We start from the raw sequence: 25,627 nt of genomic DNA, 5'->3' as shown, positions 1-25,627 counted from the left end.
GCCATGAAATTTTCCGTTTCCCTGAACATGGAGAGGTTCAGTCCGGACAAGGATATGCGCCAGGTGGCGGCTGAGACGCTGGAACTGGTACGTATGGCCGATGCCGGCGGCTTCGAGACCGCCTGGTCGCCCGAGCATCACACGATTGAATTCACGATCGCGCCCGGCCCGTTCCAGTTGCTGGTCTGGTGGGGAGCTCATACCGAACAGATCCGGCTTGGAACCGCCACCATCGTCGCGCCGTACTGGACCCCGATCCGTCTCGCGGGAGAGGCCGCACTTTGCGATCACCTGACGGGAGGGCGGCTGGAATTCGGCATCGCCCGCGGCGCCTATCAGTATGAATTTGACCGCATGGCGGGAGGCATCCCGCAACAGGAAGGCGGCGCCTACATGCAGGAACTGCTGCCGGCAGTCCAGAAATTATGGGCAGGCGACTACGCCCACGAGGGTAAGTATTACCACTTCCCGCGGGCAACCTCAGTGCCGAAGCCCTTGCAGCAACCCAACCCGCCTATCTGGGTGGCGGCGCGTGACCCCGGCACATTCGATTGGGCGGTGCGCAATGGCCACAACATCCTCTCCACGCCGTTGTCGCGGCCAGTCGCGGAAGTCGGCATTCTCGGCGACAAGTTCAAGAAGGCGGTCCAGGATCATCCGGAAGTGCCGAGGCCGCGGTTCATGATGCTGCGCCGCACTTGCGTGTATGAACGTCCCGAGGACTGGGAACTGCCGGTTCGCTACAGCTATCAATATGGGCGCAGCTTCGAGAACCTGTTCCAGAACATCGGCACGGTGAAGAACGGCTTTCCTGAAGCGGTTTCTTACGACACCGTTGGCAACAGCGGCGACTACGATCCGCGGTCGATCCGCGACAATCTCCTTTTCGGCACCCCGGACGAGGTGGTCGAAAAGCTGATGGTCTATGAAGCGGCGGGCGTAGACCAGTTCTGCCTCGGCCTCGCCTTCGACCTGCCGTTTGAGGTGCAGAAGAAATCGCTGGTGCTGTTCATCAAGGAAGTGATGCCCGTATTTGCGATGCGCGAGAAGGAAGCGGGCAGGGAAAAGTCGCGGGTGATCGCCTGATGGGAGCTGTCGCGCCATGATTGTCGAGGAACGCATCTACAAGATAAGGGCCGGCCGTCTCGCCAGGTACATGCAGCTTATCAGCGAGGAAGGCCTTGCCATCCAGCAGCCGATCCTGGGCAACCTGATCGGCTATTTCCGCACCGAGATCGGACCTCTCAACCATGTCGTGCATCTATGGGGCTATAGCGATCTGAACGACCGCGCCGAGCGGCGTCAGCGGCTGGCCGAAGATCCCGCGTGGCGGGCGTTTACGGTCAAGCTCACCGAGAATATCGAAACGATGGAAAACCGAATCCTGATCCCGACCGATTTTTCACCGCTGCGGTAGGTTCAAGACCTCGCATCCCGCTTGCCCGACCGCGAAAGAATCCAGGAGCCGGTCCGTGGTCATCACCCAGCCGTAGTTGCGTGCGAAAGCATCGAGCATGGCCTGCCGGCTGGGCGGATGGTTGGAAGAAACAGCATCCTCCACCACAATCGTGGGATAACCGAAATGCACGGCGTGACGGCAGCTATCTTCGACGCACATCTCCGCTACCGTGCCGACGAATACCAGACCGTCGACCGCAAGCAGCTTGAGCGTCTTGGCAAGATCCGTGGCATGAAAGGCGCTGAAATAGACCTTGTCCAGCACGATGTCGCCATTCTGTGGCGCAAGCTCGTCAATCACCTCCGCGGCATCCCGCAGGCCCTCGACATCGCCGTAGGAGCGCATGAAACCCGGCACGCACGCATGGGTCGGCGCATCGGTCAGCTTGATCCAGGTCAGCTTGCCGGCCAGGGCCTGATACAGGGGGTCGGCAACGTATCGCGTGAATACCACCGGCTTGCCGTTGCCGCGAAACGCCGCAATGAGTCTGCCGATCGAAGGTATGGTTTCGCGCGCGGATGCAACCTCCATCGGCGCATGCCTGCGCACGAAATCGTTCTGCATGTCCACGACCATGAGGGCAGGGTTTTTAAGCGAAGCCAGCACGCCGTTTCTCCATACAGGCGTCCCGGATTATACCTATCCGGGTAGCGGAGAGCCTATATCATCGAACCCGCGAGCCGTATGCTTTCCTTCGTAGCACTGGGCTAGGCGGGTATCCTGCCGAACGGGGGAAGACGGCGGGTGCAGTTCTATCTTCATTAATCGGGATCGTGGCTCTGGAATGTGCTGACTATCGTCCGCCAGGCCAGGAGTGGAGGACAGGTGTGACGGATCGCATAACGGTCGAGGGCGTGTACAAGATTTTCGGCAGATCGCCGGAATCGGCTTTGGCCATGCTGAAGTCTGGCGAGACAAAGGAAGCTGTGCTCCAGAAGACCGGGCAGGTCGTCGGCTTGAGCGACGTGTCGCTGTCCGTTCCTGTCGGTTCGATTTACATGATCATGGGCTTGTCCGGCTCCGGTAAGTCGACGCTTGCGCGATGCATCAATCGCCTCATCGAGCCGAATGCAGGGCGCATCCTTATCGATGGCGAGGAGATCACCGGCGCCAGCGAAGCGCGGCTGCGCGAAATCCGCCGGACGCGTATCTCCATGGTGTTCCAGCACTTCGGCCTGTTGCCGAACAGAACGGTGTTGGAGAATGCCGAGTTCGGCCTGAAACTGCGCGGTGTGCCAGCCGCCGCGCGCAGGAAGAAGGTGATGGAGGTGCTGGAGGTCGTCGGGCTGGCTTCGTGGGCAAATCATCTTCCCGGTACGCTGAGCGGCGGCATGCGTCAGCGCGTCGGATTGGCCCGCGCACTCGCCACGGATGCCGATGTCCTGATCATGGACGAGGCTTTCAGCGCGCTGGACCCACTCATCCGCAGCGAAATGCAGGACGAACTGCTGCGCCTGCACAGGACTTTCCACAAGACCATCCTGTTCATCACGCATGATTTCCAGGAGGCGCTGAAGCTCGGAAGCAGGGTCGCCATCATGGCGGATGGAATGGTGATGCGCGAAGGCGTTCCGCAGGACATCGTGACCAAGCCCGGCAATGACTACGTCGCAGCCTTCACCCGCGACGTCAACCGGGCCCATCTGTTCGATGCGAGTTCCGTGATGGTGGAAAGCAGCCCGCTCCGGCTAGACGGACGTGCGTCCGGCGGCCGCGATGCCGATGGCGAACCGGTGTTCATCGTCGACGATTCGATGCAGGTCGTGGGTGTCGTCGGACCACGCCAGTTGCCACGCCTCGCCGATGGTTCGGCGATCCAATCATTGATGAGCAAGGACTATGAGACGGTATGCGGCACGGAAAAGCTGTCGGTGGTGGCCAGCCTGTGCCATCGAGACCGGCCGATAGCCGTTGTTGACGAGGGCGGCCGATATTTGGGGCGTGTCGATCCACTCCAGATCCTGTCCCGCATTGGCGCTCCGGCGGCGGCTTCCTCGCAATCCCGGGGAGCGGAGGCCTGATCATGCTGGATGTCGATAATCTCTATGTCATCCCGCTGGACCAGTGGATCCAGGTCGGCGTCCGCTGGCTGGCAATGCATTTCCGGCCGCTTTTCCAGACCATCAAGTGGCCCGTCGAGACCCTTCTGACCGCGATCGACCATGGACTCCATGCCATTCCGTTTCCAATCCTGATCGGGATCTTTGCCCTCATCGCATGGCGCTCCGCATCGCGTGGCGTGGCTATATTCACGCTGCTTTCGCTGACCCTGATTGCCTTCATGGGCCTGTGGGCGGAAGCGATTACCACCCTGTCGCTCATCGCCACGGCAATCGTGGTGTGCGTCATTCTTGGCATTCCAATCGGAATCCTGTGCGCGCGCCACGATCGCGCCTGGACCATCGTGCGGCCGGTGCTCGATGTCATGCAGACGACGCCCAGCTTCGTCTACCTGGTCCCGGTGGTCATGCTGTTCGGCGTCGGAACGGTGCCTGGGGCAGTCGCGGTCATCGTGGCGGCGATATCGCCGCTGATCCGCTTCACCAATCTCGGGATTCGTCTTGTCGACAAGGAGATGGTCGAGGCGGGGCGGGCCTTCGGTGCCACCGATCGCCAACTTCTCTGGGAAGTCCAACTTCCATTGGCCTTGCCAACCATTCTGGGCGGCCTCAACCAGACAGTACTGATGGCTATGGTCATGTCGGTGATCGTATCCATGATCGGGGCCGAAGGGCTCGGACTTGTGGTCCTGCAGGGGCTGGGACGTCTCGATGTCGGCATGGCTGCCGTCGGCGGCATCGCCATCGTCCTGCTAGCCATGATCCTCGATCGCATCACGCAGGGCCTGGCCAACCAGGACAAGGCCGGACCAACCCGGGGCATCCGGGCCGCCCTGGCTCAGTTGCTGCGTCCCAGAAATGAGGAAGCGGGGAGTTTCGAAACGAACCACCAGCAGGTTTGAACACCGTCTCGATCAGGCGGAACGACGCAACAAATATCACAACAAGGGGAGAATACATGTCGGCGAATTATCGATACCGCAAAGGGCTGAGACTGGCCTGCGCCATGGCTGTTGCAGCAACCATGATGGGTGGGCAGAGTTTTGCGCAGGATAAGCCTGGCGAAGGCAAGACCATTCGTTTCACGTCCTCCGACAGCCTGGGCGCCAACTATATTCAGGACCAGGTCCTGATAGCGGGCCTCGAGAAACTCGGTTACGACGTAAAGTTGTCGACCATGAACATGTCGGCGATCCTGCAGGCCATTTCGCAGGACGACCTCGACATGACCGGCGACATCAACTGGCCGCAGGCCGAGCCCGCCATCGCACAGATCTCGGATACGGTCGAACTGATCAATGAAGGCACGATCGCGGGCGGCGGCATCAACGGCTACATGATCGACAAGAAGACAGCCGAAGCCAACAACATCACCAATGTCTCGCAACTGAAGGACCCGAAGATCGCCGCCTTGTTCGACACCGACGGTGACGGAAAAGCCAATCTGGTGAATTGCGATCCCGCTTGGAAGTGCGGTGACGTCGTCGATTTCCAGGTCAAGGAGTTCGGCTTGAGCGATACGGTGCGCTCCATCCGCGCCAAATACGAGCCGCTGATCGGCGAGGTCTTTGCACGGGCCGACCGAGGAGAGCCGATCCTTCTTTACACCTGGAGCCCATCCTGGATCGTCTATCGGCTGAAGCCCGGCAAGGACGTGGTGTGGCTGCCGATCCCGTATGACGCTCTTCCCGAGGGCGTATCGAAACCGAAGACGCACGAGGTCAAGGACGTGGTTGGCTGTGCGGGGGGGCAGAACCCATGCCGCATGGCGGTTGGCCCATGGAACTGGCGCACGCTCGCCAACAAGAAGTTCCTGGCTGACAATCCGGCGGCCAAGAAATTCATCGAACAAGCGAAATGGTCGCTGGACATCTGGAGCCAGTGGGAAGGCGATCTGGGGGCCGGCAACAAGACCGACGCCGAGATCAAGAAGATCGCCAACGACTGGATTGCCGCAAATCAGTCGGAGTTCGATGGCTGGGTAAAGAATGCGGCTGCCGCCGGGAAATAATCCGGGCAGGCCTCTATCGTGGCCTGTTATCACAATGGTGGCGGACCCTGTCCGCCACCATTGTCGATTGAGGAGACCGATTGCCGGCCAAGCGTTTTCGCTTCATGGCGACGTTTCCTTATGGGGAGCGGCTACACAGGCTCATGCAAAGGGCAGGCGATCGTTTGGACATGCGGCCTCAGAGACGATTATCTCGGGATAAATAGCTGCCGCCGCGCCTGATCGAGCGCGGGCCGCTTGGTATAGTGAGAAAAACTGAGTGAAGCCTTATTTCACGCGCAGCTATTACTCTAGGTCGCGCGTGAAGGTTCCGTTCTCCTTGAGCCCCCCGCTGTCGTGGAACTTGACATCCAGACGCCAATGCGAACGGCGGCGGCATGTCGTTACAAGCGCGAAACCGTCGCCAGGGGCGAAACTTGTCTGCACCTCGCAACAATACGGCCCCTGCTCAGGATCGGGATCGGGAAAGCAAAAAGTCTCATTGGCCTGGAAATTGTCGGCAGTTCCGTTCGCAAACGGATATGGCGCGTACAGCGCCGAACTGTGGATACAATGCAGGATGCTCTGCTTGCCGGTTTTGCTGTTTGTTACACGAGCGGTGACCAGGCTGCTCACGTGCTCGTCACCCGACAGGAATACCAGTCCCTTTATTTCCTTGTTGCACACGAACCTGAGCAGTTTATGTAAGGAAAACGGGTATCCATCCCACGCGTCCGAACGCAAGGCACAAGTGGGGGCCTCGGCCACCTCCCGCCGCCGCGGCAGCACTGCCGAGGATGTGAGAACAAATTTGGGCATTTCGGTGTGTTCAGGCTTGGTAAGCCATTCACAAAGTTTGGCGAATTGCGTTGAACCCATGATCCGCGCTTCGCACCAGTTCGAAACCGTCCGTCCTTGACGTTCGGTGCGCGTGTCGCAAAGGAAGAATGGCATACCGTTGTGGGTTAAATCGTCTCGCCAGATGTGTGCCGGCAGGCGCTTTTCCAGCACCTCGGTCTTGCCACGTTCGTACCTGAAGTAAGCCAGCTTCCCAGGCTTTATGACGATATCATTCTTGCGCATCGCCGGGTCGGGGTCTTTTGCCCAATTGTCGCGAATCTCATGATCGTCCAGCATCATTTCAACCGCCATGTCCAAGCGCTGCATCACCGCCTTCACACCGCGGCTCTGGCCCCGGCGTTCGTAGGGTATTCGGAATCGGTCGTTGACTACCTTAGGGTCGAAAAGCCCTGCCGTAGCGTCGATATATACCTGATCGCCGGCCAGCAGCAGCAACGTTGGGGCGCCGGGTTTGCCCAGTAGATCGCCGAGCGCGAGCAGAGACGCATCCGCGGGCCCTCGTGTCGCATGCTGACCGTCGGGCATGTGGTCGAGGAAATCACTGGGGTATTGGCAACTTGCGAGAGCGAATGAAAGGTTCGATACCGCGCGGGCATCGCTCTTGTGCCGATGGCTTCTGTGCGACCTTCCAGGCCTGCCGACGATCAGGCCACCTCGCAAATCATCCAATGTGTCAGTCTCGAGCGCATACCGAATAGCCTCGGCGGCCCTCTTCACCGCGTTCTTGGCATGCGAACCTGTGTCGAGGATTTCAGGTGGTGATCCCGCCGCGTCGGGCAGTTTCGGTAACCGAGCCAAGCCGCCAATACCCTGCGCCTGAACGTACAGCAGCAAGACCAGTACCTGCTGCGCTTCAGGCCACTCATGGAGCGGAACTTCAAATACGTAAGGAGATGCGGGTTGCTTAATATAGTAATGCGGAAGACTATTATAGAGGCTATCGTCGCTCTGTCCTTTCTCGTCGCCGCGGCTCGTAACCGGCGGACCGATCATGTGCAGGCGGTCGCCCTTTGCGTAGACGGGAACAATGAAAGCTGCATGAGGCAAGCCCCGCCCTCCGCTATCGGCCGCTTGCACCAGGATCTTGCCCGCCTCGACCTCTACGCGCACCCCGAAGGCGGGCGCCCTGGCTTCAGAGGGGAGAGAATGCGTCATGGCTTTTCCTCCAAGGGCCCCGGCATATCGGAGATATCCGGCATTCCTAGGTATTTCGCTATAACGCCGCAGATCGACGAGGCGTCTTTGCCGATCAGGCAATCCTGATGACCGTGGCCGGCAATGCACCAGGTCAGGTAGGACGGTTGGCCGAGCGCCAGGAACTGGCCGCTTTTGTCAATAAGATCCCTGATTTCTTCCTCCGATTGCACCGCCTCGACCGCATGCAGAGATGAGTTCAAATGCGGCACGCCGGCCCCTTTGAGCATATTTCGCATCAGTCTTAGCGTTGAGGGGGCGACCAAACCGTTTTCCGCTCCATGGATCGACATCATCGGGAATCCCAGTCGATCCCTCACCCGGTCCGGCAGCACATAGCGATTTATGCCGGCGCGATCGGTCACGGTGTTGAAGCCAGCAAAATGTATGACCTGCGAGACTGTCTCGACGCTGAGCGGGCCGAAGAAATCGTCGATGTGGTCGAGTACGAGGTCAGAGAGATTGTTGAGCGAGAAGGTGCGTGCATAGAGCGCGTCCATCCGATGTCTTGTGCCGACCCAAGGCGTCGCTTTGCCTGGGGGCCAGAGGGGATTCTCGCGCCGATACTCGTCGGACGGCAGCCACATTGCCGAGAGCGCTCTGTCGAGCAATTGACCGGCGAGCGAGATATCGCCATGCGGACTAAACACATAGTCTTCAAGTTGAAGAAAATAACGTACATATCGCATCACATATGCGGCGAGCACATTTGCCGAACTCAACAGCATTGCCGGGCCGACTTGCGAAAACACCACGCGCCCGATCTTATTGTGCAAATTCCTTCGATCATGCTCGCCAAGCACTGCCATGCTGAACATTGCCGCGCCCATGCAATGGCAGACGACATCGAGCCTTTCCTGCCCTGTCGCAGCCAGCACGTGTTGGACGGCGATCGGAATGTCATTCTCCGCCATCTCCTCAAAAGCCCAACCGCCTGTGGCGGTAGTCAGGCCTGAACTCGATCGCATATCGAGCACCCAGACATCGCGCCCAGCATCACACAGCGATTGAGCGAGGTTGCCGGGTACGGCAGCATGAGCAAATGTGGTGCCGCTCGCACTGTAACCATGGATGAGCAAGACGGGGCGTTTCGGGACGCCCTTCTCGATACTGCCGTCATAGCGGGCCAGGCGAATGCGGATCGGCGGGCTGAGCTGACTTTTCAAGGTCAACCAGTCGATTTGAGGCGCTGGTAAGCCCGGCACCGCCCCGGGCAGCCGTTGTGGTTCACGCGCAGATGGCGGGTCAGGGCGGCGAAAACTCAGTGCATGTATCTGAAGCACGACGCGAAATCCGTAGAGTATGAAAGAGGCCAGATCTGCCAGTGCCGCGACACGGTCTTGCTGCCCCACTATTCGCAGCAGAGGCACCGATTGCCGCGCCAGGTATCGTTTGTTTAGCTCGAGCGACGGTAGCTTCTTGCCAATGACGGTCTTGCTCATCTGCGGGAAAACTTCGACCGACATCTCCATCAATTGCTGCCAAGGGCTGGCGCCGCGCGCATAGGTGAGCCGCTTCACCGCTCTGATTTTCTTCTGCGTGAACAGAGAGCTGTCGAACCTCGCGCCCGTGCCGAGATCTTCCGGCTCGACAACCTTGTCGATGTGCAAATCGTATTCGATCAGGCGGACCCCGCCCGCACGCGAGCACAGGTGCAGAATGTCGAGCAGTCTGAGATGGGATGCCCCTCCGCTAGGCGGCGTGAAACGCAACCATTCCTGGCCCTGGCGGACCAAGCGGTAAGCAAAGTCGCGCATCCCGCGGTTGAGCGCCCACGCAAGGATAGCGCGCAGCATTCGGGGCACGGGGCGCGATTTTTCCAGATCGAACAGGTGGAGCGATCCCGAGATCTCCGCCTCGAGCGCAACATGGCTTTCATAGGCCTGATCTGCAATGGGGTCGAACTCCTTTCCTGCACGCAGAATGCGCAGCCGACCATGGGCAATCGGCAAACACCGTCCACGGGGCGTTTGCAGCGCGTAGAGATCGGTGAGCACCACCGGCTTGGTGGTTAGCGTCAGTTCGACCATGTGTGGTTTCACACCGTTGCCGCGCATAGCCAGAGGGACCTTGCCGCGCACCTGTTCGGTCAGTTCGATGCTGGTAGGCGTAGGCGCAGGGTTCGTCCGCGGCGTGGAATATATCGGCCGCGTTTCGCCACGAGAGTTCCCAGGCAAGGGGGCGTTGATCAAACGGCCGCCACTGAGTTGCCATTCCTCCTTGAGCTCGGTGATCGCTCGCAATGCCAGAACGGCTATGGTCAAGGCGGGATTGATGCCCAGCGACGTGGGCACGACCGAGCCATCGAGCACGATCAACCCTTCGTGAGTGCGTCTGAGGCCGACCGCAGCGGCATCGAACACGCGGCCGCAATGATCGGTCACGCCTTGGCGAACGTCGTCACCCATGGCGCAGCCCCCAAGGGGATGCACCGTCAGCAGCGGCCCGCGTTGGCGACCGAACACGGCTTCGAGCCTGTCGGACAAAGGTCGCCACAACAGGTTGTTCACCAGCCGTCCGCCCAATCCAGACTCTCGAAGCAACTTGCCAAGGCGCGCATGATGGTTCTCCAGCCGGGGGTCCAGTCGCAACTCCGGCCAGCGCACCGTGAGCATCCCGTCGGCGAGCATTTTTTCAGGATCGTCTTGCTTCTCATCGGCGCTGTTTTGCATCGAGGGCCCTAGCGCCAGTGCTCCCTCCGCGTCGTCGCGGCCGATCATAGCCAACACCAGGGAGTTGGTGATGGCGGCTGGATTGACGGCTGCATCGTCTGCCCGTGAAGGATTCGGCTCATGCTTCGCCCAGTCGCCATCGGCGACGCGATTGAGCACATCGAATGTGGTGGCGCTTTCCTCAAATAAGCGGCGCAGCGGTCCCGGTACGGCAAGATCCTGGATCACCAGGTCAGTAGCCGCGTTGCCGTCGCGCAGATCGATCATTGCGGTTATCGTCGGGCCGACCGCGCGACCGCAATCCTCGCTTTTGATGTTCGGGGCCGGATTCTCGGTTTCGTCAGCGACGCCATTCACCCGTGCCGCCAAATCATGGGCAACGACGAGCATGTCACCATTGGCGGAGAACTTGCTTCCCAGCTGATCGGAGAACTTTATCCCGCGGATTTGCGAGCGCATCAAAATTTCCGTCGAGCCGAATGTGCCTGCTGCAAGGATCACGCGCCTCGCCAGCAGCGCGAACGGCTTCCGCTGGTTATCGCGTAGATGGCCGTCGGTGTGATTGACGTCCAACTGCCATCCTTCGCCCGCGCGCAAAACGCGCAAGACGGTGGCGCCAGTGACGATCTGTACCAGGCTTTGTCGAGCCAGCCGCAACAAGTTCAGGTCGAGGGATTCTTTGGCATTGTAGTTGCAACCAGTGGCGCAGTCGCCGCAACGGCGGCATTCGCTCATCGCGACCCCGGCGTGGTTGGTGTGGCAATCGGAAGCGACGGTTATGTGAGCGGGTCGTGCTTTGCCACCAGCCAAATTTCTAATTGCTTCGGACTTGGCCAGGAAAGGCTTGGTGACACGTATCGGCTTGGCTCCCAGCCAATCGCCCAGCCGTTTAGCCGTCTCTGTGAGCGTCGTATCTCTGCGGATTTTGGTGGGCCAGCGTGCTTCCCGGAAAATCTCCGGCAGCGGCATCTCCATCACGCCGGCGTTAATTAATGAGCCTCCACCCAAGCCACACGCGACGAGAGCTACCGCGTCGTCGCTGCAGCGCAAGTCGTAAAGACCATCGAACACGCCGCGTTGGCGTTTCGCAAAGGGGGTGGCAAAGCGGACGTGGCCGCCCAGATCGGCCAATCGCGAAGGGAACATTCCGGCCAGGTACTCCTTGCCGCGTTCCAGTACGCAGATTTTTAAAGATTGGCCTTGCACATCCTTGCAGGCGCTCAATTCGGCGGCAGCCACCGAGCCGCCATAGCCGCTGCCAACGATGGCAACATCAAAGTCATATCCGCCCTTGACGGTTGTCCTTTCCCTATCGGCGATCTGCGGAAAATCGTGGACCAACGTCTCGAGTCGGTGCGAGAGCCAAGCCGTCGCACGTGGCGGCTCCGGCGCTGCCTTGATGTGTACAGGCAATGCGTCCTCCCTAATTTAGATATCAATCATATACGAAATTTGGTGTAACGTCAGGAAGTCACGCAATCTATCGGGGCGATATTCATTCCCTTTAGGAAGTGCGCGGTCGGCGGTGCCTTTCTCTGCCCTGAACCATGGGCACGGCTGCGGGAAGGAACCCATGGAGGGTACTTGCGAGCTACTTGAGAGTTTTCTGCCGCTGGAATTACTCGGTAGAATTCACGCACTTCGAGCGGATGGCCCAGTAGCCGTCGAATTCCAGGCTGCAGTGGTGTTTGTCGATGTGTCCAGATACACGGCCTTGGTCGAGCAACTAGCACGACGGGGGCAAGAAGGACTTGAAAGAATCCCGAGCCTGCTTAGTCACTCCTACGCACGATGCGTAGAGCAAGTATACAATCGTGGAGGCGAGATTTTGTACCTCGCCGGCGACGAACTGCTGGCCTACTGGTCGGCGGATGTCCGCGGACTTGAAAGCGCGGTGCGAGCGGCGACAGCCTGTGCCAAGGCAATCTGCGGCGGCCAGAACGAGCGTTTGGAGGACGGAACAGCTGAAATCGCACCCGCGCTGCATGTTGGAGTAGGGGCGGGGGCCCTCTGGGCGGCGGCTTTAGGCGGTCAGCCGGTCTGGACTCTCTTTGCAGGCGGAGATGCCATCATGCAGGCCGCTCAGTCCCAAGCGGCTGCGCGCCGATGGGAATATGTACTTTCCGACAAAGCCAACTTGGCCCTTGCGCAGCCGTCTCAATCGCGGCGCAGTCGGCCTACGCTGGCTTCTCCGCCTCCGGGCTGGCTGGCAAGGTTTTTGCCTTTGCAGCTCAGGGACCTGCTGTCCGAAGCCGACTTGCGCTCAGTTGCCGCGGACAGCGCCATTGCCATCCGTTCCGAAGAAGATCGTCCAACGACCGCTCGCTTAGACGCCCTGGCGGAGATTAGGCCGATCACCGCCCTTTTCGCGCGAATTGCCGGACTTGACCATCGTCAACCTCAGGCGCTTGCGCGCTATCAATTGCTATGCGCGACCCTCCAGGAGGATCTGCGTTCGCGCGGTGGGCCGGCCGGCGAGTTGCTCTTTGACGACAAAGGTCTGATTTTCTTTGCGACGTTCGGAGCGCGAGGCAGTTTCCACCGCGACGATCCTTGCCGTGCCGTCGATGCTGCTCGCGCGATCCGTCTGACGGCCCAACGCTTGGGCCTCTCCGCGTCGATGGGCGTGGCTACCGGCGATGCGCTTTTTAGTGTTGTCGGAAGCGCACGTCGGCGCCAGCTGATGGTGATCGGCGCGCCCGTGAATCGGGCGGCGCGGCTTATGACGGCGGCATCGGCAAACGTTCTCTGCGATGCACCAACAGAGCGAGCCAGCCGGACGGCGTTTTGGTTCGAAGAACACGGCACGTTGCAACTGGACGGACTTGGGGACATGGCAACGGTATTTTGTCCCATGGATCCGCGCGCCCCGGTCCAACCTCTTAGTCCGCTGATTGGTCGGCAGAGCGAGCTGGAGTTCCTGAAACGTACGTTCGAGGAGACCCGCCGTGGAGGCAGGCGTTTGCTCGTTGTCTTGGGTGAGTCGGGCATTGGAAAAACCGCTTTGATCAGAGCTTTCACGGACGAACTGCGCTCAACCGCAATCGAGGTTTTGACCGCGCGCGCCGAACGTGACGATCGCCGGACATCGCTCCTGCCATGGCGGCGGGTGCTTGTGTCCCTTCTCGGCCTACCGTCCGACAGCGATGGATTTGCGGTGCTTGATGTCGTCACACAACGGGTTCAAGGCAACTCGTCGCTCGTTGGGCGACTGCCCTTGCTAGGTGATGTTCTGAGCATCGAAATTCCCCAAAACGACGGGACGCGACATCTGGAGGGACCTCATCGCGCTGATGCCACCATGCGTCTTTTGGGTGATCTCATGGATAACTTGGCACCGCGCCCGTTGGCATTGGTCCTGGAGGACAGTCAGTGGCTGGATTCGGCATCGTGGCGCCTCGTCGAGTGGGTTCTCTCATCTCTGTCCTCGTTGCTTCTGGTCCTGTGCGTACGCTCGGACGAAGTTCCGGAGGAGTTAAAAAACCTACGAAGGCGAGCCGAGGCCACAAGAAGGAATACATCCGGAACGGAACCTGACGATCCCGCGCGCCTGTGTCGTATCCTGGATCTTGAGGAACTCAGCGAGGCGTCGATTTGCGAACTGGTCGCCCGCACGCTCGGGGATGTGCCCCCACATGGCGAACTGGCGCGCCGGGTTTCGGCCTTAGCCGGTGGCAATCCGTTTTTCGCCGAGGAGATAGCGCTGACATTAAAGAGCCAGGGGCTCATCGCCATACGCGATGGTTTGTGGTGTCCGATCCGCCCGCTCGAGAGCCTTCGATATTTCGAAGGTGTCGATCGGGTCATTCGGGAGCGCGTTGATCGATTGGAGACCCCAGTCCAGCACGTTCTCAGGGCTGCGGCCGTGATCGGGCGTTCATTTACCGGCGAGGCCCTGGCGACGTTGCTCGAGGGCGAGTTGGATCACGACGGTGTGGGTGCAGCTGTCGAGTCGCTCGTGGCGGCGCATCTCGTGCGTCAGGGCACTGGATCAGGGAACTACGAGTTCCGTCATGATCAAATCCGAGACGTCGTTTATGGCTCAATTCCCAGTGAAGTGCGACAGCGACTTCATGCAGCTCTGGCCGCTTGGATCGAGTCGAGCCAGTCGGCCGCCATGGGCGCGGATGTCGCGGCCCTCGTTCAGCATTTTGAGGCCGCCGGAAACAATTTCAAGGCAGTTGGATATGCCAATTTGGCAGCAATCAAGGCGCTGCAGGTCGGTGCGTTTCGAGAGGTCGAGGCGTTTCTGGAAATCTGCTTGAGATACGAGTCGAAGCAGCCTTGGAGTGCTGAGCAAAGACTTCAGTCGGTGCGTTGGCGCAGGCAGCTCGGCGAGGCCCATTACAGTCGTGGCGACCTCCATGCTCAGGGCATTTCGGTGAGGCGCGCCCTCACCTTGGCGGGCACGCCGGTTCCACGTTCCTCGGCAGCCCTTTTGATGCGGCTGCTTGGGGGTGGAATGCGGCTCGCGTTCCAACAGGTGTTCCCTCCTTCGCTATGGTCAACTCAGGGTAGTGTGCTGGACTCCTGGGAGCGAGAACTAGCTCGCTGCCTTAACCAGGCGGCCGTCGTGGACTATTTCGAGCTTCGCTTTTCGCGAGCGTTTTCCCACACCGTCGCGGCTGTCGCCCATGCGGAGCGCACGGGACTCACCATGGAGATGGTGGTCGCGTCGGCCCAACTGGCATGCGGGCTGGGAATTCTGGGGCGCCGGCGCGCTTGCAACTACTTCATGGCAAGGGCAGAACGGGTGGTGACTGCGCTCGCCGATCCAGCGGTCCATGCCCACCTGTGTAATCTCGATGCGCTCTGGCGCATCGGGCGCTGCGACTGGCTGATGGTAGATCGTCGTCTGGATCAGTCCCAAGAGCTATGTCTAAAGGCGGGCGATCAACTAAGTTGGTGCAACGCCCAGGCCATGCGCTTCTGGTCAATGTACTACCGGGGTGAATCGGGTGCGCTGGAGTACACCGCCCAAGCGCTGCTCTCCCGCGCACAGAACAGCGGAAACCTCCAGCAAGAGATTTGGGCGCTCCGATGCAAGTCGTTGTGTGTGCTCCACACGGATAGCCCCCGTGAAGCGGTCGACATCCTTCGGCTGACCACGTCCGCTATGGCCGGATCCGCTGATCTCGCCGACTTGGTCTCCGCCAAAGGGTCGCTTGCGCTCGCGCTTGCACGGGTCGGGCTCCATGCTGAGAGCCTTCGGGCTGTGGTCGAGACGCTACGCCTGCTGCGCGAGATGCGTCGGCCGACTGTGCACAGCACACTGCCCGGCATTGCCGGCGTGTGCGAAGTGCTTCTGCGCGGCAGGGAGGCAGGCCTCTCGCGCGAGTACGACCAGTGGCGCCACTGGGAGCGCCAAGCGCTGCATGAGCTCAAGCGCTACCGCCGCGCGTTTCCTGTCGGCACCGCCCAATATGGGCTGTGGGTCGGCGTGGCCCATTGGCTGGACGGACGCGGTGACCGCGCCGTCTCTACTTGGCGGCAAGCACTCGCGGCTGCGCGGCGCCTCTCGTTACGCAGGGATCAGTCGATCATTGCGGCCGAGCTGAGGCGCCGGCAAGACAAGACCTAAGATACTCTCCTGCGTTGGAGTTATCCGATCGGCAACTTGGGGGCGACATGGCTTTTGGCGGCGCGAACGAAAGAAATGATCTGCCGCGCCTTGCACGGATCGATCCGCGCCTGTTCGATCTTCTTTTCGGCGGCTGCAAGGTTGAACGCCACGCGGCGGGCCAGATTCTCTTCGTCCAGGAAGATCCATCCGATCGTATTTACGGGGTTATGAGCGGGACGGTGGAGATCTCGATGTATTCGCCGGGAGGCCGGAAGCTGGTGGCCAATATCGAGCTTTCGCACAGCTTGGTCGGAGAGATCGGCGCGCTCGACGGGCGCCCGCGCACCGCAACCGCTACTTGCCTGACCGTTTGCGATCTGGCCTCGCTCGGTCGGAAGCAGCTCTTCGATCGGATCGAAAAAACTCCACCTCTGGCACGCGCCATGATTGAGCTTTTGTGCGCACGGCTGCGTTGGGTCAGCGGCGAACTTGGCGATCAGGCTTTCTTCGGCATTGAGGCCAGGCTGGCAAAGCGACTGGCCTTTTTGGCCGGCGTTATGGCGGATGGCTCAGGTTGGATACCGATCTCCCAGTCCGAACTGGGGGAGTTCCTGGGCGCCACGCGCGAGTCCGTCAACAAGACGCTTAACGATTGGCGCAACCGTTCGATTATCGCAATCAAGCGTGGTGGCCTGCGCATAACGAATGCCGGTGCGCTTCGTCACATTGCCGAGTCACAGGACGATGACTGATGTCGCCATTCGCAATCGGCGCGCGCATCAGAGCCGCGAATCAGATTGCGCAACGAAGACCGGATCGGCATGAAGGGATAGTCCTCCACCTGTCGTGGTGACGAACTGGGAACCTCCGTTCAGCATCCTGACGCCGTCCCAGGCGATTGGACCTGCCACCGCTGTCGCGCGATCTATGGTCGGGCTTTTCTTAATAGTCCGTCGGTCAGTCGGTACCCGCTCAAGGAGGCAGAGCGGTGGCGCTAGCCACCGCTCTTATCTGGATCAATTCCGGCAGTCCGGGCTGACAGGATCGTACTGGTGTGGGCTGACCCCCATGCACTTGGAGTTCGAAGCGCCACCAGGCAATCCGATCGACCCGGTCGGGAAGCCATACACCGCTTCTTCTGAAGCCAATGAATGTTGACCCTTCAAGTCACCTGGGGCTTCGAAGTCACCATTGTCGGCTCGCAGACTGTGGACGAAGGTCGAGTCGATCGCGAACGAAGGCACCGTGAGGATGAAGAATGCAGACGCAGCTGTAATGATCTTATACATGTTTCTCTCCCTTTGGTTGATGGCATCACAAAATTCGTGATGAGAACGAAATTGGCTTAGTTTAAAACCAACTTCCTCTTCGGGCTTGATCTTTGCTATTTTCTTTATGATCTGTCCGAAAGAGAGACTAAATTGCCTGCTCTGTCATCTCTTGTACGCCGCGGGTGAGATTTGTATGTGAAGGAATTCACGCAGGGTGCTAATATGATCGACGGGACGCTTTTCATTCCCGCTGCTTCAGCACCGGGATCGGAACGAGGGACATCGGCTGGTACTGAGCCAGTCTTCGAAGGCCCGCAAGATCAGTCAAGTCGATGAAGCGCGCGTTGCTGGTGATAAGCTGTTCGGCGCGCAATTGCTGAATGATGCGATTGAGATGGGGCACGCTCAACCCGAGCGCGTCCGCCATGATTTCCTGTGAAAACGGCAGATCGAAACTTGCTTCGTCGGCGCGTTCGACTTCCAGGAGACGCGCGTGAATCTCCAGCAAAAGGTGCGCCAACCTTTCAATCGGAGTGCGCCGACCTAGATTGACGATGTGTTCCGCATAAGTCGCTGCCTCTTGGGCGGCGAGCCAACTTAACACCAGACCGAATTGGGGCTGCTCGTAGCAGAGACGAATGTACGCGTCGAACGAGCAGACGGCGTAGGTCAGTTCGCTCACGGCAACGACCGAACAAGTGGATCGATCGAAAAAGCTGACCGGGAATCCAATGACATCACCGGGCAGGATGAGCTTCAGGATTTGCCGCCTGCCGCTGCGCAGCAACCTGTAGCGGATCGCGTAGCCGTCTTTAACAAAGCACAGGTTTCGGAACTCGGAGCCGTGAACGACGAGTTCCTCCCGCTTCCGAATGGTAAGATCGCGCTCGAAGATTGCCTCAAGACGTTTGATGTCTAGCGAATCCAGCTTCATTACATGTGTCAGTCGGGTCACGATCGGGTGGCCGGTCAGCGGCATGCCATGCTCCAAATGTTCATGACCTTCAACGAAACTTTCCTATGCTTATTAATCCAGATCAATGAACAGAATTATCAAACGAAAGTTGTATTGACTGGTAGGCCTACGCCACTGCGAATGCCCATGCAAATAGGCCATTTTCAGCGTTTCGCTGGAAAAACCGGTTTCCGGGAACAACAAATGAGAGCCGTCCGACGGCTCCACGCTAAGGAGGAACAGCTGATGCCGCTCGACGATCAAAATACTTCCAATATATCCCGCCGCACCATGCTGCACGCGGGCGCAGGTCTTCTCGGTAGTGCCGTTCTGCCCTTATCCAGCTTTGCGGCTTTTGCAGCCGACGACAAGCCCGCGATAGGCACCTGGCCGGCCGGGTCGGCGGGCGACACCGTCTACATCGGAGCCGCGGTGCCCCTTACCGGTGCCTATGCCGTGCAGGGTGCTGATGAACTTAAGGGCTGGCAGCTGGCGGTCGACCACATCAACAACGGCCATGAGTTGATGAAGGCGTTGGCGCCGAAAGTCGACAAGGGGTTGCTCGGCAAGAAGGTCGAGCTGTTGTCCGCCGACAGCGCGGCCAAGCCGAACCAGGCCGTCGAGCTCGAGCAGAATTTCATCCACCAAAACAACATCATCCTGATGACCGGCTCGACTTCATCAGCGGTCGCGGTTGCGCTCAACAAATTCGCGCAGCGCGAGAAGATCCTCTACGTCGCGGGCATCTCCGGCTCAAACGACACAACAGGTAAGGACTGTGTCCGCTACGGCTTCCGCCAGAACTTCTACGGCCAGACCGCAGCCAACGCGATCGGCCCGATCCTTCTGAAGACCTACGGAAAGGGAAAGAAGGCGGCATTCATGACGCCGGACTACACTTACGGTCACACCGTCACCAAGTCGGTGAACGACTACCTGACCTCTCAGGGTGGATGGGAGATGGTGACGGACCAGGTCTCGCCGCTAGGCACCCAGGATTTCAGCCAGTATCTGACCAACATCGCCAATTCGGGCGCCGAATTCATTGTCAACGTCAACTGGGGCCGCGACGCGGTGCTGTCGATCCAGCAGGCCAAGCAGTTCGGCCTGACTCCGAGCATGAAGATGGTCATCCCCTACCAGATCCCCTTCCTTGCCAAGGAAGTGGGCCCCGAACTGACAGCCGGCGTTTTTGCCGCTACCGATTTCTGGTGGACCCTGCAGGACAAGTATCCGCTCGCCAAGCAGTTCGTGGACGCGTTCCAGAAAAAGTTCGGTTATCGGCCGGAATGGGGCGCCGAAAATGCCTATGTCAGCTTCGCTCATTGGGCCCGCATGGTGTCGCAGGCCGGTAGCTTCTATCCGCCGGACGTCATCAAGCAATACGAGAAGAGTGAGACCATCCCTTCACTCGTCGGCGACGTTCACTATCGGCCGGAAGACCATCAGTGCGTGCGACCGGTCGTACTCGTCCAGGGTAAGGACCCCAAGGACATGAAGAGCGACGACGACTACTGGAACGTGGTCGAGGTGGTCGATGGCGCGCCGCTGATGCAGAAGCCTGACGAGTTCGGCTGCAACCTGGGCAGCTACACCTGATATCCCGCAGCGCCTTCTCCGCCCGCCACGGGTGGAGAAGGCGCTCGCACCGGGACTGGCTCTGGCTGGACGCAGACGGTTCGTCTCCCGGCGGTCGGTGGAATGTCGATTGTTCGCGACTTATCAACCAAACCCTTGCTGGCGCGAGGGCAGGGCATATTTTTCATGATTAAGGTGGGCGCAGAGTGATCAACTGGGCAAATTTCATCTCGCAGTGCTTCAATGGGCTCGTGCTCGGCGCGCTTCTGGCGCTGATCTCCTCCGGGCTGACCATCATCTACGGGACGCTCGGCGTCCTGAACCTTGCCCATGGCGCGATGTTCATGCTCGGAGGCTATGCCGGCTGGCTCGCCTACACCTACACAGGTTCATTCCTCGCCGCGGTGGCGGCCGGATCGCTGTTCGTGATGATCGTCGGGGTGTTGATCGAGCGGCTGATCATTCGCCATTTCTACACGCGGCCGCTCGAGGACCAGCTTCTCGTCACGTTCGGGCTCGGCATCGTCTTCGTCGAGACCGTCCGCTTCTTCTTCGGCAGCCTCTCGCGCACGGTGCCGCCGCCCGCCTCGCTGGTCGGCATCACCCATCTGGGCTTCATGGTCTATCCCACCTACCGATTGGCGCTCCTCGGCATCGTCGCCCTGGCGCTGCTGATGCTCTATGTCGTGCTCTATCGCACCCGCATCGGGATGATCGTGCGAGCAGGCATCGAGGATTCGGTAATGGTCGATTCGCTTGGAATCGACGTCTACAAGATCTTCATGCTCGTCTTCGGCATCGGAGCCATGGCGGCCGGCTTCGCCGGCATTGTCAATGCACCCGTGGTGTCGATCGCGCCCGATGTCGGGGAAGCCATACTGGTCCAGACCTTCGTGGTCGTGGTGATCGGCGGCGTCGGTTCCTTTCCGGGCGCGATCCTCGGCGGCCTCATCGCCGGCGAAATCATCAGCATCACCTCGATGTTCAATCCCGGTTATTCCTATGTCATGCTGTTCGTGGCGATGACTCTGGTGCTGGTGCTTCGCCCGCACGGGCTGCTCGGCACGGCAGGGCGCGAGTAGACGCGGTCGCCATGAACATCAAACATCCCTTCCTTGTCGAGCTTCTGACGGCGCTGGCGCTCGTCCTGGCGCCGTTCGTGCTGCCCCATCTCGGCTTTTCGCCCAGCACGATCAATCGTATCCTCATTTGGGGCCTGTTCGGGATCGGCTTCGACATCCTGTTCGGCTACACGGGATTGCTGTCCTTCGGCCAGTCGGCCTTCTACGGTACTGGCGGGATGTTCGCCGCCTATCTCCTGACTGAAACCGGCTTCTCCTATGTCATGGCTGCCATCGTCATGGGCGCCGTCGTGTCGGGTGTCGTCGGCTATGTGATCGGCCTGATCGCCCTGAGACGCACCGGCATCTATTTCGCCATGATCACGGTGGCGATCGCCGAAGTCTTCTTCTTTGTCGAGTTCAATCCGCTCTCGGCATTCACAGGCGGCGAGAACGGCTTGCCTGGCGTGCCAACCCCGGTCGTCAACCTCGGCTTCACGGTACTCGAATTCAACACCGACTGGACGATGTATACCTTCCTGGCGTTCTGGTATTTCGTGGGCATTGTCGTCGCACTTCGCATCGTACGCTCGCCGGTTGGCGCGATCCTTTCGGCAATCCGCGACAATCCGCTCCGCGCCGCGGCGCTCGGCCACGACATACACGGCTACAAGCTCACGGCCTTCGTGATTGCGGCGATCTATGCCGGCTTTGCCGGCGGCCTGTTGGGCGTCATGCAGGGCTTCATGCCGCCGGACGCCTTCATGTTCGACACGTCCGGCCAGGTCGTGATGCAGACGGCGATCGGCGGTGCCGGCACACTGTTCGGGCCGCTGGTGGGCGCGACGGTGTGGCTGTATCTGAGCGACTTTTTCCAGAACACATTGCATCTCGGCGCCACATGGAAGTTGGTGCTCGGCATCGTTTTCGTGCTGCTGGTCTGCTTCCTGCGGCGCGGCATCGTCGGTGCGATCGTCGATCTCTATGGGTTGACCGGCGGCCGCAAGCGCATCGAACGGGCCAATCCCGCGGTCGAGAGTGCGCCGCACGTCGTGACGGTCGTCGAACCGATGCCGGCGCGCCGGCATGGCACTGCGCCAGCATCCGGACCGATCCTGCAGGTGCAGGGCCTAACCAAACGCTATGGCGGCATCACAGCCAACAGCGACATCGACTTCAGTGTCGATCATGGGGAGATACGGGGCATCATTGGACCCAACGGCGCGGGCAAGACGACGTTCTTCAAGATGCTCACCTGCGAGATCGCGCCGACCTCCGGCCGCATCATGCTGGCCGGCCGCGACATTACGGGCATGGGCGTGTCCGAGGTGTGCCAGCTCGGGCTCACCAAGAGCTACCAGATCAACCAGCTGTTCGACCGCCTGACGGTGCGGCGGAACCTGATGATTGCCGCGCTGGGCGAGGCGCGTGGAAAGTTCCGGCTTGACCTGTTCAAGAGTATCCACAGCGTTCCCGGTCTCAATGAGCAGGTCGAGCGAACGGCGGCGCTGGTGAACCTTACGGCGCGGCTCGATCGGCCCGTTTCGGAACTGGCCTATGGCGAGAAGCGGCGGCTGGAAATCGGCCTTGCGCTGGCGACGTCGCCGAGCCTGCTCCTGCTTGACGAGCCGCTTGCCGGCATGAGCCCGCGCGAGCGCGTCGAGACCGTGGCGCTGCTCAAGTCAATCGCGCGTGGACGCACGATGATCATCATCGACCACGACATGGATTCGCTCTTCGAGCTGGTCGAGAAAGTGACCGTCCTGCAGGAGGGCAGGATACTGGTCGAAGGCATGCCCACTGAGATCAAGACCAACGCAAAGGTGCAGGAAGCCTACCTCGGCGGGGTACATGGAGAGGTGGCATGAGCCTGCTCGAAGTCAGGGCGTTGAACAGCTATTATGGCGACAGTCACATTCTGTTCGACGTCTCATTGAGGGTCGAGAAAAACGAGGTCGTGGCGCTGCTCGGGCGCAACGGCGCGGGCAAGTCGACGACGCTGAAGAGCCTGATGGGCGTGGTGACGCCACGAGCCGGCTCGGTTGAGCTCGACGGGGTTGAGCTGGTTGGCAGGAAGGCGCACAGCATCGCTCGGGAAGGCATGCAGCTCGTGCACGAGAATCGGCGCATCTTCGGCAGCCTGAGCGTCGAGGAAAACATCATTCTGGCCGGATTGACCGCCGACGACCGCTGGCCGCTGGAACGTATCTACACGATGTTCCCACGGCTGAAGGAACGGCGCACCAGCCGGGGCACGGATCTCTCGGGTGGCGAACAGCAGATGTTGGCCATAGCCCGTGCATTGGTGCGCAACCCGAAGATCCTTCTGCTTGATGAACCCTTCGAAGGACTTGCTCCAGTCATTGTGCACGATCTGGTGCGCGCCTGCCGCGAACTGGCCCAGGCAGGGCAGACAATCGTGCTGGTGGAACAGAACATCGCCGCGACGCTGGCGCTCGCGAGCCGCGTTTATATCATCAATAACGGCCATATCGCCCACGAGGGCCCGGCCGCCGAGCTCAAGACACAGCCGGGGCTGCTGCAGCATCATCTCGGCGTCTAGGGGCGAGCAGCCGCGGACGGCGTTCGACTTCCGACCGCCTTCGGCCATCCGTGCTTCATGCCGGCGACTATCCAGGCCATCGCTTGCAGGACCGTATCGCCTTCTGGCGCCAGCCGCTGATCGCCGGAAATATCAGGACAGTCTCCAGGTTGGAGTCGGCCTGGATTTTTGCCGACCTGCCGTGTTGGAAAAGAGAGGCACCGTTCGATTTTCGAGGAATTTCAAGTCGAGCCGGCGCCGGCTTCGGCGGCAATCGAGCAGATGATCGCGTGGAACCCGGAACGGATCGTGTCGACGCACGGTTGATGGTCTCCGGCGGTGCGGTGGGCGAACTGAGGCGAGCCTTCCGCCGGGTCTTGTAAAGAGTGTTTCGCCGGCTTGTGCACCGCAAACGAGCGCTCTGATATTTGGCGCGAGGACACCGAGATGACTGAACGACCGGAGAGATATCGAAATGCGATTGTCCCTCATATCTACGTCGACGGGGCGTCGGATGGGATCGCGTTCTACGAGCGGGCATTCGGAGCGATGGAATTGTTCCGAATTGCCCACCCAGACGGCAAAATCATGCACGCCGAGATTTTGATCTGCGGAGCCGTGATCATGATCGGGGATCCGGACGAGAGACTATACGGCGAGCCGCGGACACTTGGTCGCTGCACAGCTGGCCTTCACATCTTCACTGATGATAACGCGACCTTGCTGCGGCGCGCGGTCAAGGCTGGCGCGGAAGAGATTCAGCCACCCACGAATATGTTCTATGGCGCCAGTTCCGCCACCGTGCGCGATCCCTTCGGCCACGTCTGGGTGCTCCTGTCGTGGAGGGAGGACCTCGATCCGGCAGAGATGGAACGGCGCGGGAATGCGCTCCTGGCCTAAAGAAGAAAACGCTGGCGACATGCTAAATGCGGCTGTTTCGCTGTGCGGCTCGTTAGTGAGAACCGGCTCGAAAACCTCCGCGAGGCAGTGAGCTTCGCCCGAGCGGCGTCGCAGCATTCTCCACAGGACGTGAGAGGTGTGGGGCATCGAGATTGCTCCCGGATCTCTGAACCCGCAGCGTCAATCATTCAGATGCTTCGCGTCAGGGCATCGGCCTTTGCCGCTTTCCATTCCGCCGGCTCCGCCCTGCGCCATTCGGTTTCCCCTGCGGCGTGCCGAGCAGCACGCAAACGGCGATTTCATGAAGCGGTTGCGCGGCGCCTTGGACGACGTAGTCCAGGCTGGAGCGATCGGAGATCAGGGTCGGCAGGCGCAAGGTGCCGATCAATCCTTCCGCCTCGAAGCGGGAGCGTAGAAGTTCGTAGAGTCCGGCATTGCAGGTAAACGGGCCGGTGATGAACACCTTCTCGGGGAAAAGCAGCCTGCAGGCGTTACCCAGCGCGCGCGCCATAAGATCGACGGCGACCCGGATTTCGGGAATATCCGTCAGCTCCATCGTCTCGATTTGGCTGGAGAGGAGTTCCTCCTCCCCTGAAGCCCACGGATATATCTCCCGTATGACCGGCAACAGGGCTGACAGCGAAGCTGCTGTTTCGAGACAGCCCCGGTTGCCGCATCCGCAGGGGCGATCCTTGAGCACGTTGAAACGCCAATGGCCGATTTCGCCGAAGGGGCCGCCCTGGCGCATCGGCGCATCGTCGCTGCCGCGATAGGCCAGGCCGATGCCCCAACCCCAATGAAGAATGAAGGCGCCTTCCAGTCGTTCCATGCCCGGCACGGCGTATCGGGCGCTCAATTCGACATCCAGTTGGCGAAACAGGAACACGCGCGGCGTGATGCCATCGAGCGCCTTGCCGACGTCGAAATCGCGAACGTTCGGCCATCGCGAGGTCAATATCCACGTCCGGGTCTTCACGTCCACGATGCCGGAAACGGCAACGGACGTTCCGACATGACGCATGCCAGACGGGCAGCTGCCGAGCAGACCGGCGACAAGGTCACGCATCGTCGCGGTCATGCGGGCCGAATCGGCGTCGGACGGAACATGGGCGGTTTGCCGGGCGAGGACACTTCCGCGGAAATCGACAAGGACGCCAACCAGTTCCTGGCTGGAAACAAGAAGGACGGTCGCGCCCGCGCAACCGGGGTTCAAAACGATTTGCGCCGGTGGGCGGCCACGGCCGCTCACCTGGCCGACGCTTTGCTCGATGATGCCCCTGCCGACGAGGTCGGCGATGGCGCGCGAGATCGCCATCGAGGTCATGTCCAACTCGGCGGCAAGTGCGGCGCGGGATTTGCCGCCGCCTTCGTGCAGGCTGGCGATGACGCGTGCGCAGTCGCGTTGGCGGGCGTCCTCGAAATCCGCGGTGTAGAGCGTCAACATGCCCGGATTCTTTTCCTTTCGCATTTTTGGATAACATTATTCAAAAATGGCTTGCAAGCGGTATCAAGCCGTGTACT

Annotated in this window: 19 protein-coding genes; 13 read left to right on the top strand and 6 right to left on the bottom strand. The window is 60.3% G+C overall.

The annotated features are described in order from the left end of the window. Positions 1 to 3 precede the first annotated feature (3 nt). Together FJ973_RS24070 and FJ973_RS24065 are read left to right on the top strand one after the other, a co-directional pair. Entirely contained in the window at positions 4 to 1,086 is a 1,083-nt protein-coding gene (locus tag FJ973_RS24070; RefSeq protein ID WP_140558046.1) for an LLM class flavin-dependent oxidoreductase, read from the top strand. Positions 1,087 to 1,102: 16 nt separating this feature from the next. Next, positions 1,103 to 1,417, top strand: a complete 315-nt coding sequence (locus FJ973_RS24065) for an NIPSNAP family protein (RefSeq protein ID WP_140498490.1) — start codon at positions 1,103 to 1,105, stop codon at positions 1,415 to 1,417. Here the strand turns inward: FJ973_RS24065 and FJ973_RS24060 are convergent. Beyond that, entirely contained in the window at positions 1,403 to 2,065 is a 663-nt protein-coding gene (locus FJ973_RS24060; protein ID WP_140558044.1) for a cysteine hydrolase, read from the bottom strand. The genes FJ973_RS24065 and FJ973_RS24060 overlap by 15 nt on opposite strands. A 221-nt stretch (positions 2,066 to 2,286) precedes the next feature. On the opposite strand from FJ973_RS24060, the gene FJ973_RS24055 reads away from it, so the two are divergent. From FJ973_RS24055 to proX, 3 genes are read left to right on the top strand one after another with little or no spacing between them, the layout of a single operon-like run. Continuing rightward, the gene (locus FJ973_RS24055) at positions 2,287 to 3,480 is read left to right on the top strand and encodes a glycine betaine/L-proline ABC transporter ATP-binding protein (RefSeq protein WP_140525291.1); all 1,194 of its coding nucleotides are present in this window, start codon (positions 2,287 to 2,289) and stop codon (positions 3,478 to 3,480) included. 2 nt (positions 3,481 to 3,482) lie between these two features. Beyond that, positions 3,483 to 4,421, top strand: a complete 939-nt coding sequence (locus FJ973_RS24050; protein WP_140498487.1) for a proline/glycine betaine ABC transporter permease — start codon at positions 3,483 to 3,485, stop codon at positions 4,419 to 4,421. Between the two features lie 56 nt (positions 4,422 to 4,477). After that, positions 4,478 to 5,530 (top strand): glycine betaine/L-proline ABC transporter substrate-binding protein ProX, encoded by a 1,053-nt coding sequence (gene proX / locus FJ973_RS24045; protein WP_224519139.1) that lies wholly within the window; start codon positions 4,478 to 4,480, stop codon positions 5,528 to 5,530. Between the two features lie 285 nt (positions 5,531 to 5,815). Here proX and FJ973_RS24040 read toward each other — a convergent pair whose 3' ends face one another. Together FJ973_RS24040 and FJ973_RS24035 are read right to left on the bottom strand one after the other, a co-directional pair. Beyond that, the gene (locus tag FJ973_RS24040; RefSeq protein ID WP_140525292.1) at positions 5,816 to 7,525 is read right to left on the bottom strand and encodes an alkaline phosphatase D family protein; all 1,710 of its coding nucleotides are present in this window, start codon (positions 7,523 to 7,525) and stop codon (positions 5,816 to 5,818) included. Further along, entirely contained in the window at positions 7,522 to 11,649 is a 4,128-nt protein-coding gene (locus FJ973_RS24035) for a GMC oxidoreductase (protein WP_140558043.1), read from the bottom strand. Before FJ973_RS24035 ends, FJ973_RS24040 begins: the two co-directional genes overlap by 4 nt. A 415-nt stretch (positions 11,650 to 12,064) precedes the next feature. On the opposite strand from FJ973_RS24035, the gene FJ973_RS24030 reads away from it, so the two are divergent. Beyond that, complete coding sequence (locus FJ973_RS24030) at positions 12,065 to 15,817, top strand: adenylate/guanylate cyclase domain-containing protein (protein ID WP_181170947.1); 3,753 nt, start codon at positions 12,065 to 12,067, stop codon at positions 15,815 to 15,817. Between the two features lie 47 nt (positions 15,818 to 15,864). After that, a complete protein-coding gene (locus tag FJ973_RS24025; RefSeq protein WP_140558039.1) occupies positions 15,865 to 16,551 on the top strand; it encodes a Crp/Fnr family transcriptional regulator in 687 nt (228 codons plus the stop codon). Between the two features lie 264 nt (positions 16,552 to 16,815). On the opposite strand, the gene FJ973_RS24020 is transcribed toward FJ973_RS24025, so the two are convergent. Together FJ973_RS24020 and FJ973_RS24015 are read right to left on the bottom strand one after the other, a co-directional pair. Then, on the bottom strand, positions 16,816 to 17,088 hold the full coding sequence (locus FJ973_RS24020; protein ID WP_140498482.1) for a hypothetical protein: 273 nt from the start codon (positions 17,086 to 17,088) through the stop codon (positions 16,816 to 16,818). A gap of 223 nt (positions 17,089 to 17,311) precedes the next feature. Next, on the bottom strand, positions 17,312 to 18,049 hold the full coding sequence (locus tag FJ973_RS24015; RefSeq protein ID WP_140558037.1) for a Crp/Fnr family transcriptional regulator: 738 nt from the start codon (positions 18,047 to 18,049) through the stop codon (positions 17,312 to 17,314). Between the two features lie 222 nt (positions 18,050 to 18,271). On the opposite strand from FJ973_RS24015, the gene FJ973_RS24010 reads away from it, so the two are divergent. From FJ973_RS24010 to FJ973_RS23985, 6 genes are all read left to right on the top strand, one after another. Next, complete coding sequence (locus FJ973_RS24010; protein ID WP_140558074.1) at positions 18,272 to 19,624, top strand: substrate-binding protein; 1,353 nt, start codon at positions 18,272 to 18,274, stop codon at positions 19,622 to 19,624. A gap of 185 nt (positions 19,625 to 19,809) precedes the next feature. After that, the gene (locus FJ973_RS24005; protein WP_140498479.1) at positions 19,810 to 20,685 is read left to right on the top strand and encodes a branched-chain amino acid ABC transporter permease; all 876 of its coding nucleotides are present in this window, start codon (positions 19,810 to 19,812) and stop codon (positions 20,683 to 20,685) included. Positions 20,686 to 20,696: 11 nt separating this feature from the next. Then, positions 20,697 to 22,532: a branched-chain amino acid ABC transporter ATP-binding protein/permease gene (locus FJ973_RS24000; RefSeq protein ID WP_140558035.1), complete on the top strand. Its 1,836-nt coding sequence runs from the start codon at positions 20,697 to 20,699 to the stop codon at positions 22,530 to 22,532. Continuing rightward, a complete protein-coding gene (locus tag FJ973_RS23995; protein ID WP_140513459.1) occupies positions 22,529 to 23,227 on the top strand; it encodes an ABC transporter ATP-binding protein in 699 nt (232 codons plus the stop codon). The genes FJ973_RS24000 and FJ973_RS23995 overlap by 4 nt, the downstream gene beginning before the upstream one ends. Before the next feature lie 83 nt (positions 23,228 to 23,310). Continuing rightward, positions 23,311 to 23,589 carry a hypothetical protein gene (locus tag FJ973_RS23990; RefSeq protein WP_140525297.1) on the top strand — a complete coding sequence of 93 codons (279 nt, stop codon included), beginning with the start codon at positions 23,311 to 23,313 and terminating at the stop codon, positions 23,587 to 23,589. Positions 23,590 to 23,653: 64 nt separating this feature from the next. After that, positions 23,654 to 24,106 carry a VOC family protein gene (locus FJ973_RS23985; RefSeq protein WP_140558033.1) on the top strand — a complete coding sequence of 151 codons (453 nt, stop codon included), beginning with the start codon at positions 23,654 to 23,656 and terminating at the stop codon, positions 24,104 to 24,106. A gap of 202 nt (positions 24,107 to 24,308) precedes the next feature. Here the strand turns inward: FJ973_RS23985 and FJ973_RS23980 are convergent, their stop codons facing one another. After that, on the bottom strand, positions 24,309 to 25,550 hold the full coding sequence (locus FJ973_RS23980; protein ID WP_181165372.1) for an ROK family transcriptional regulator: 1,242 nt from the start codon (positions 25,548 to 25,550) through the stop codon (positions 24,309 to 24,311). Positions 25,551 to 25,627 lie beyond the last annotated feature (77 nt).

The organism is Mesorhizobium sp. B2-1-3 (genome assembly GCF_006442495.1).
Lineage (GTDB): Bacteria > Pseudomonadota > Alphaproteobacteria > Rhizobiales > Rhizobiaceae > Mesorhizobium.
Note: the sequence above shows the minus strand (reverse complement) of the source record. Positions and strands in the feature narration are given on the sequence as shown.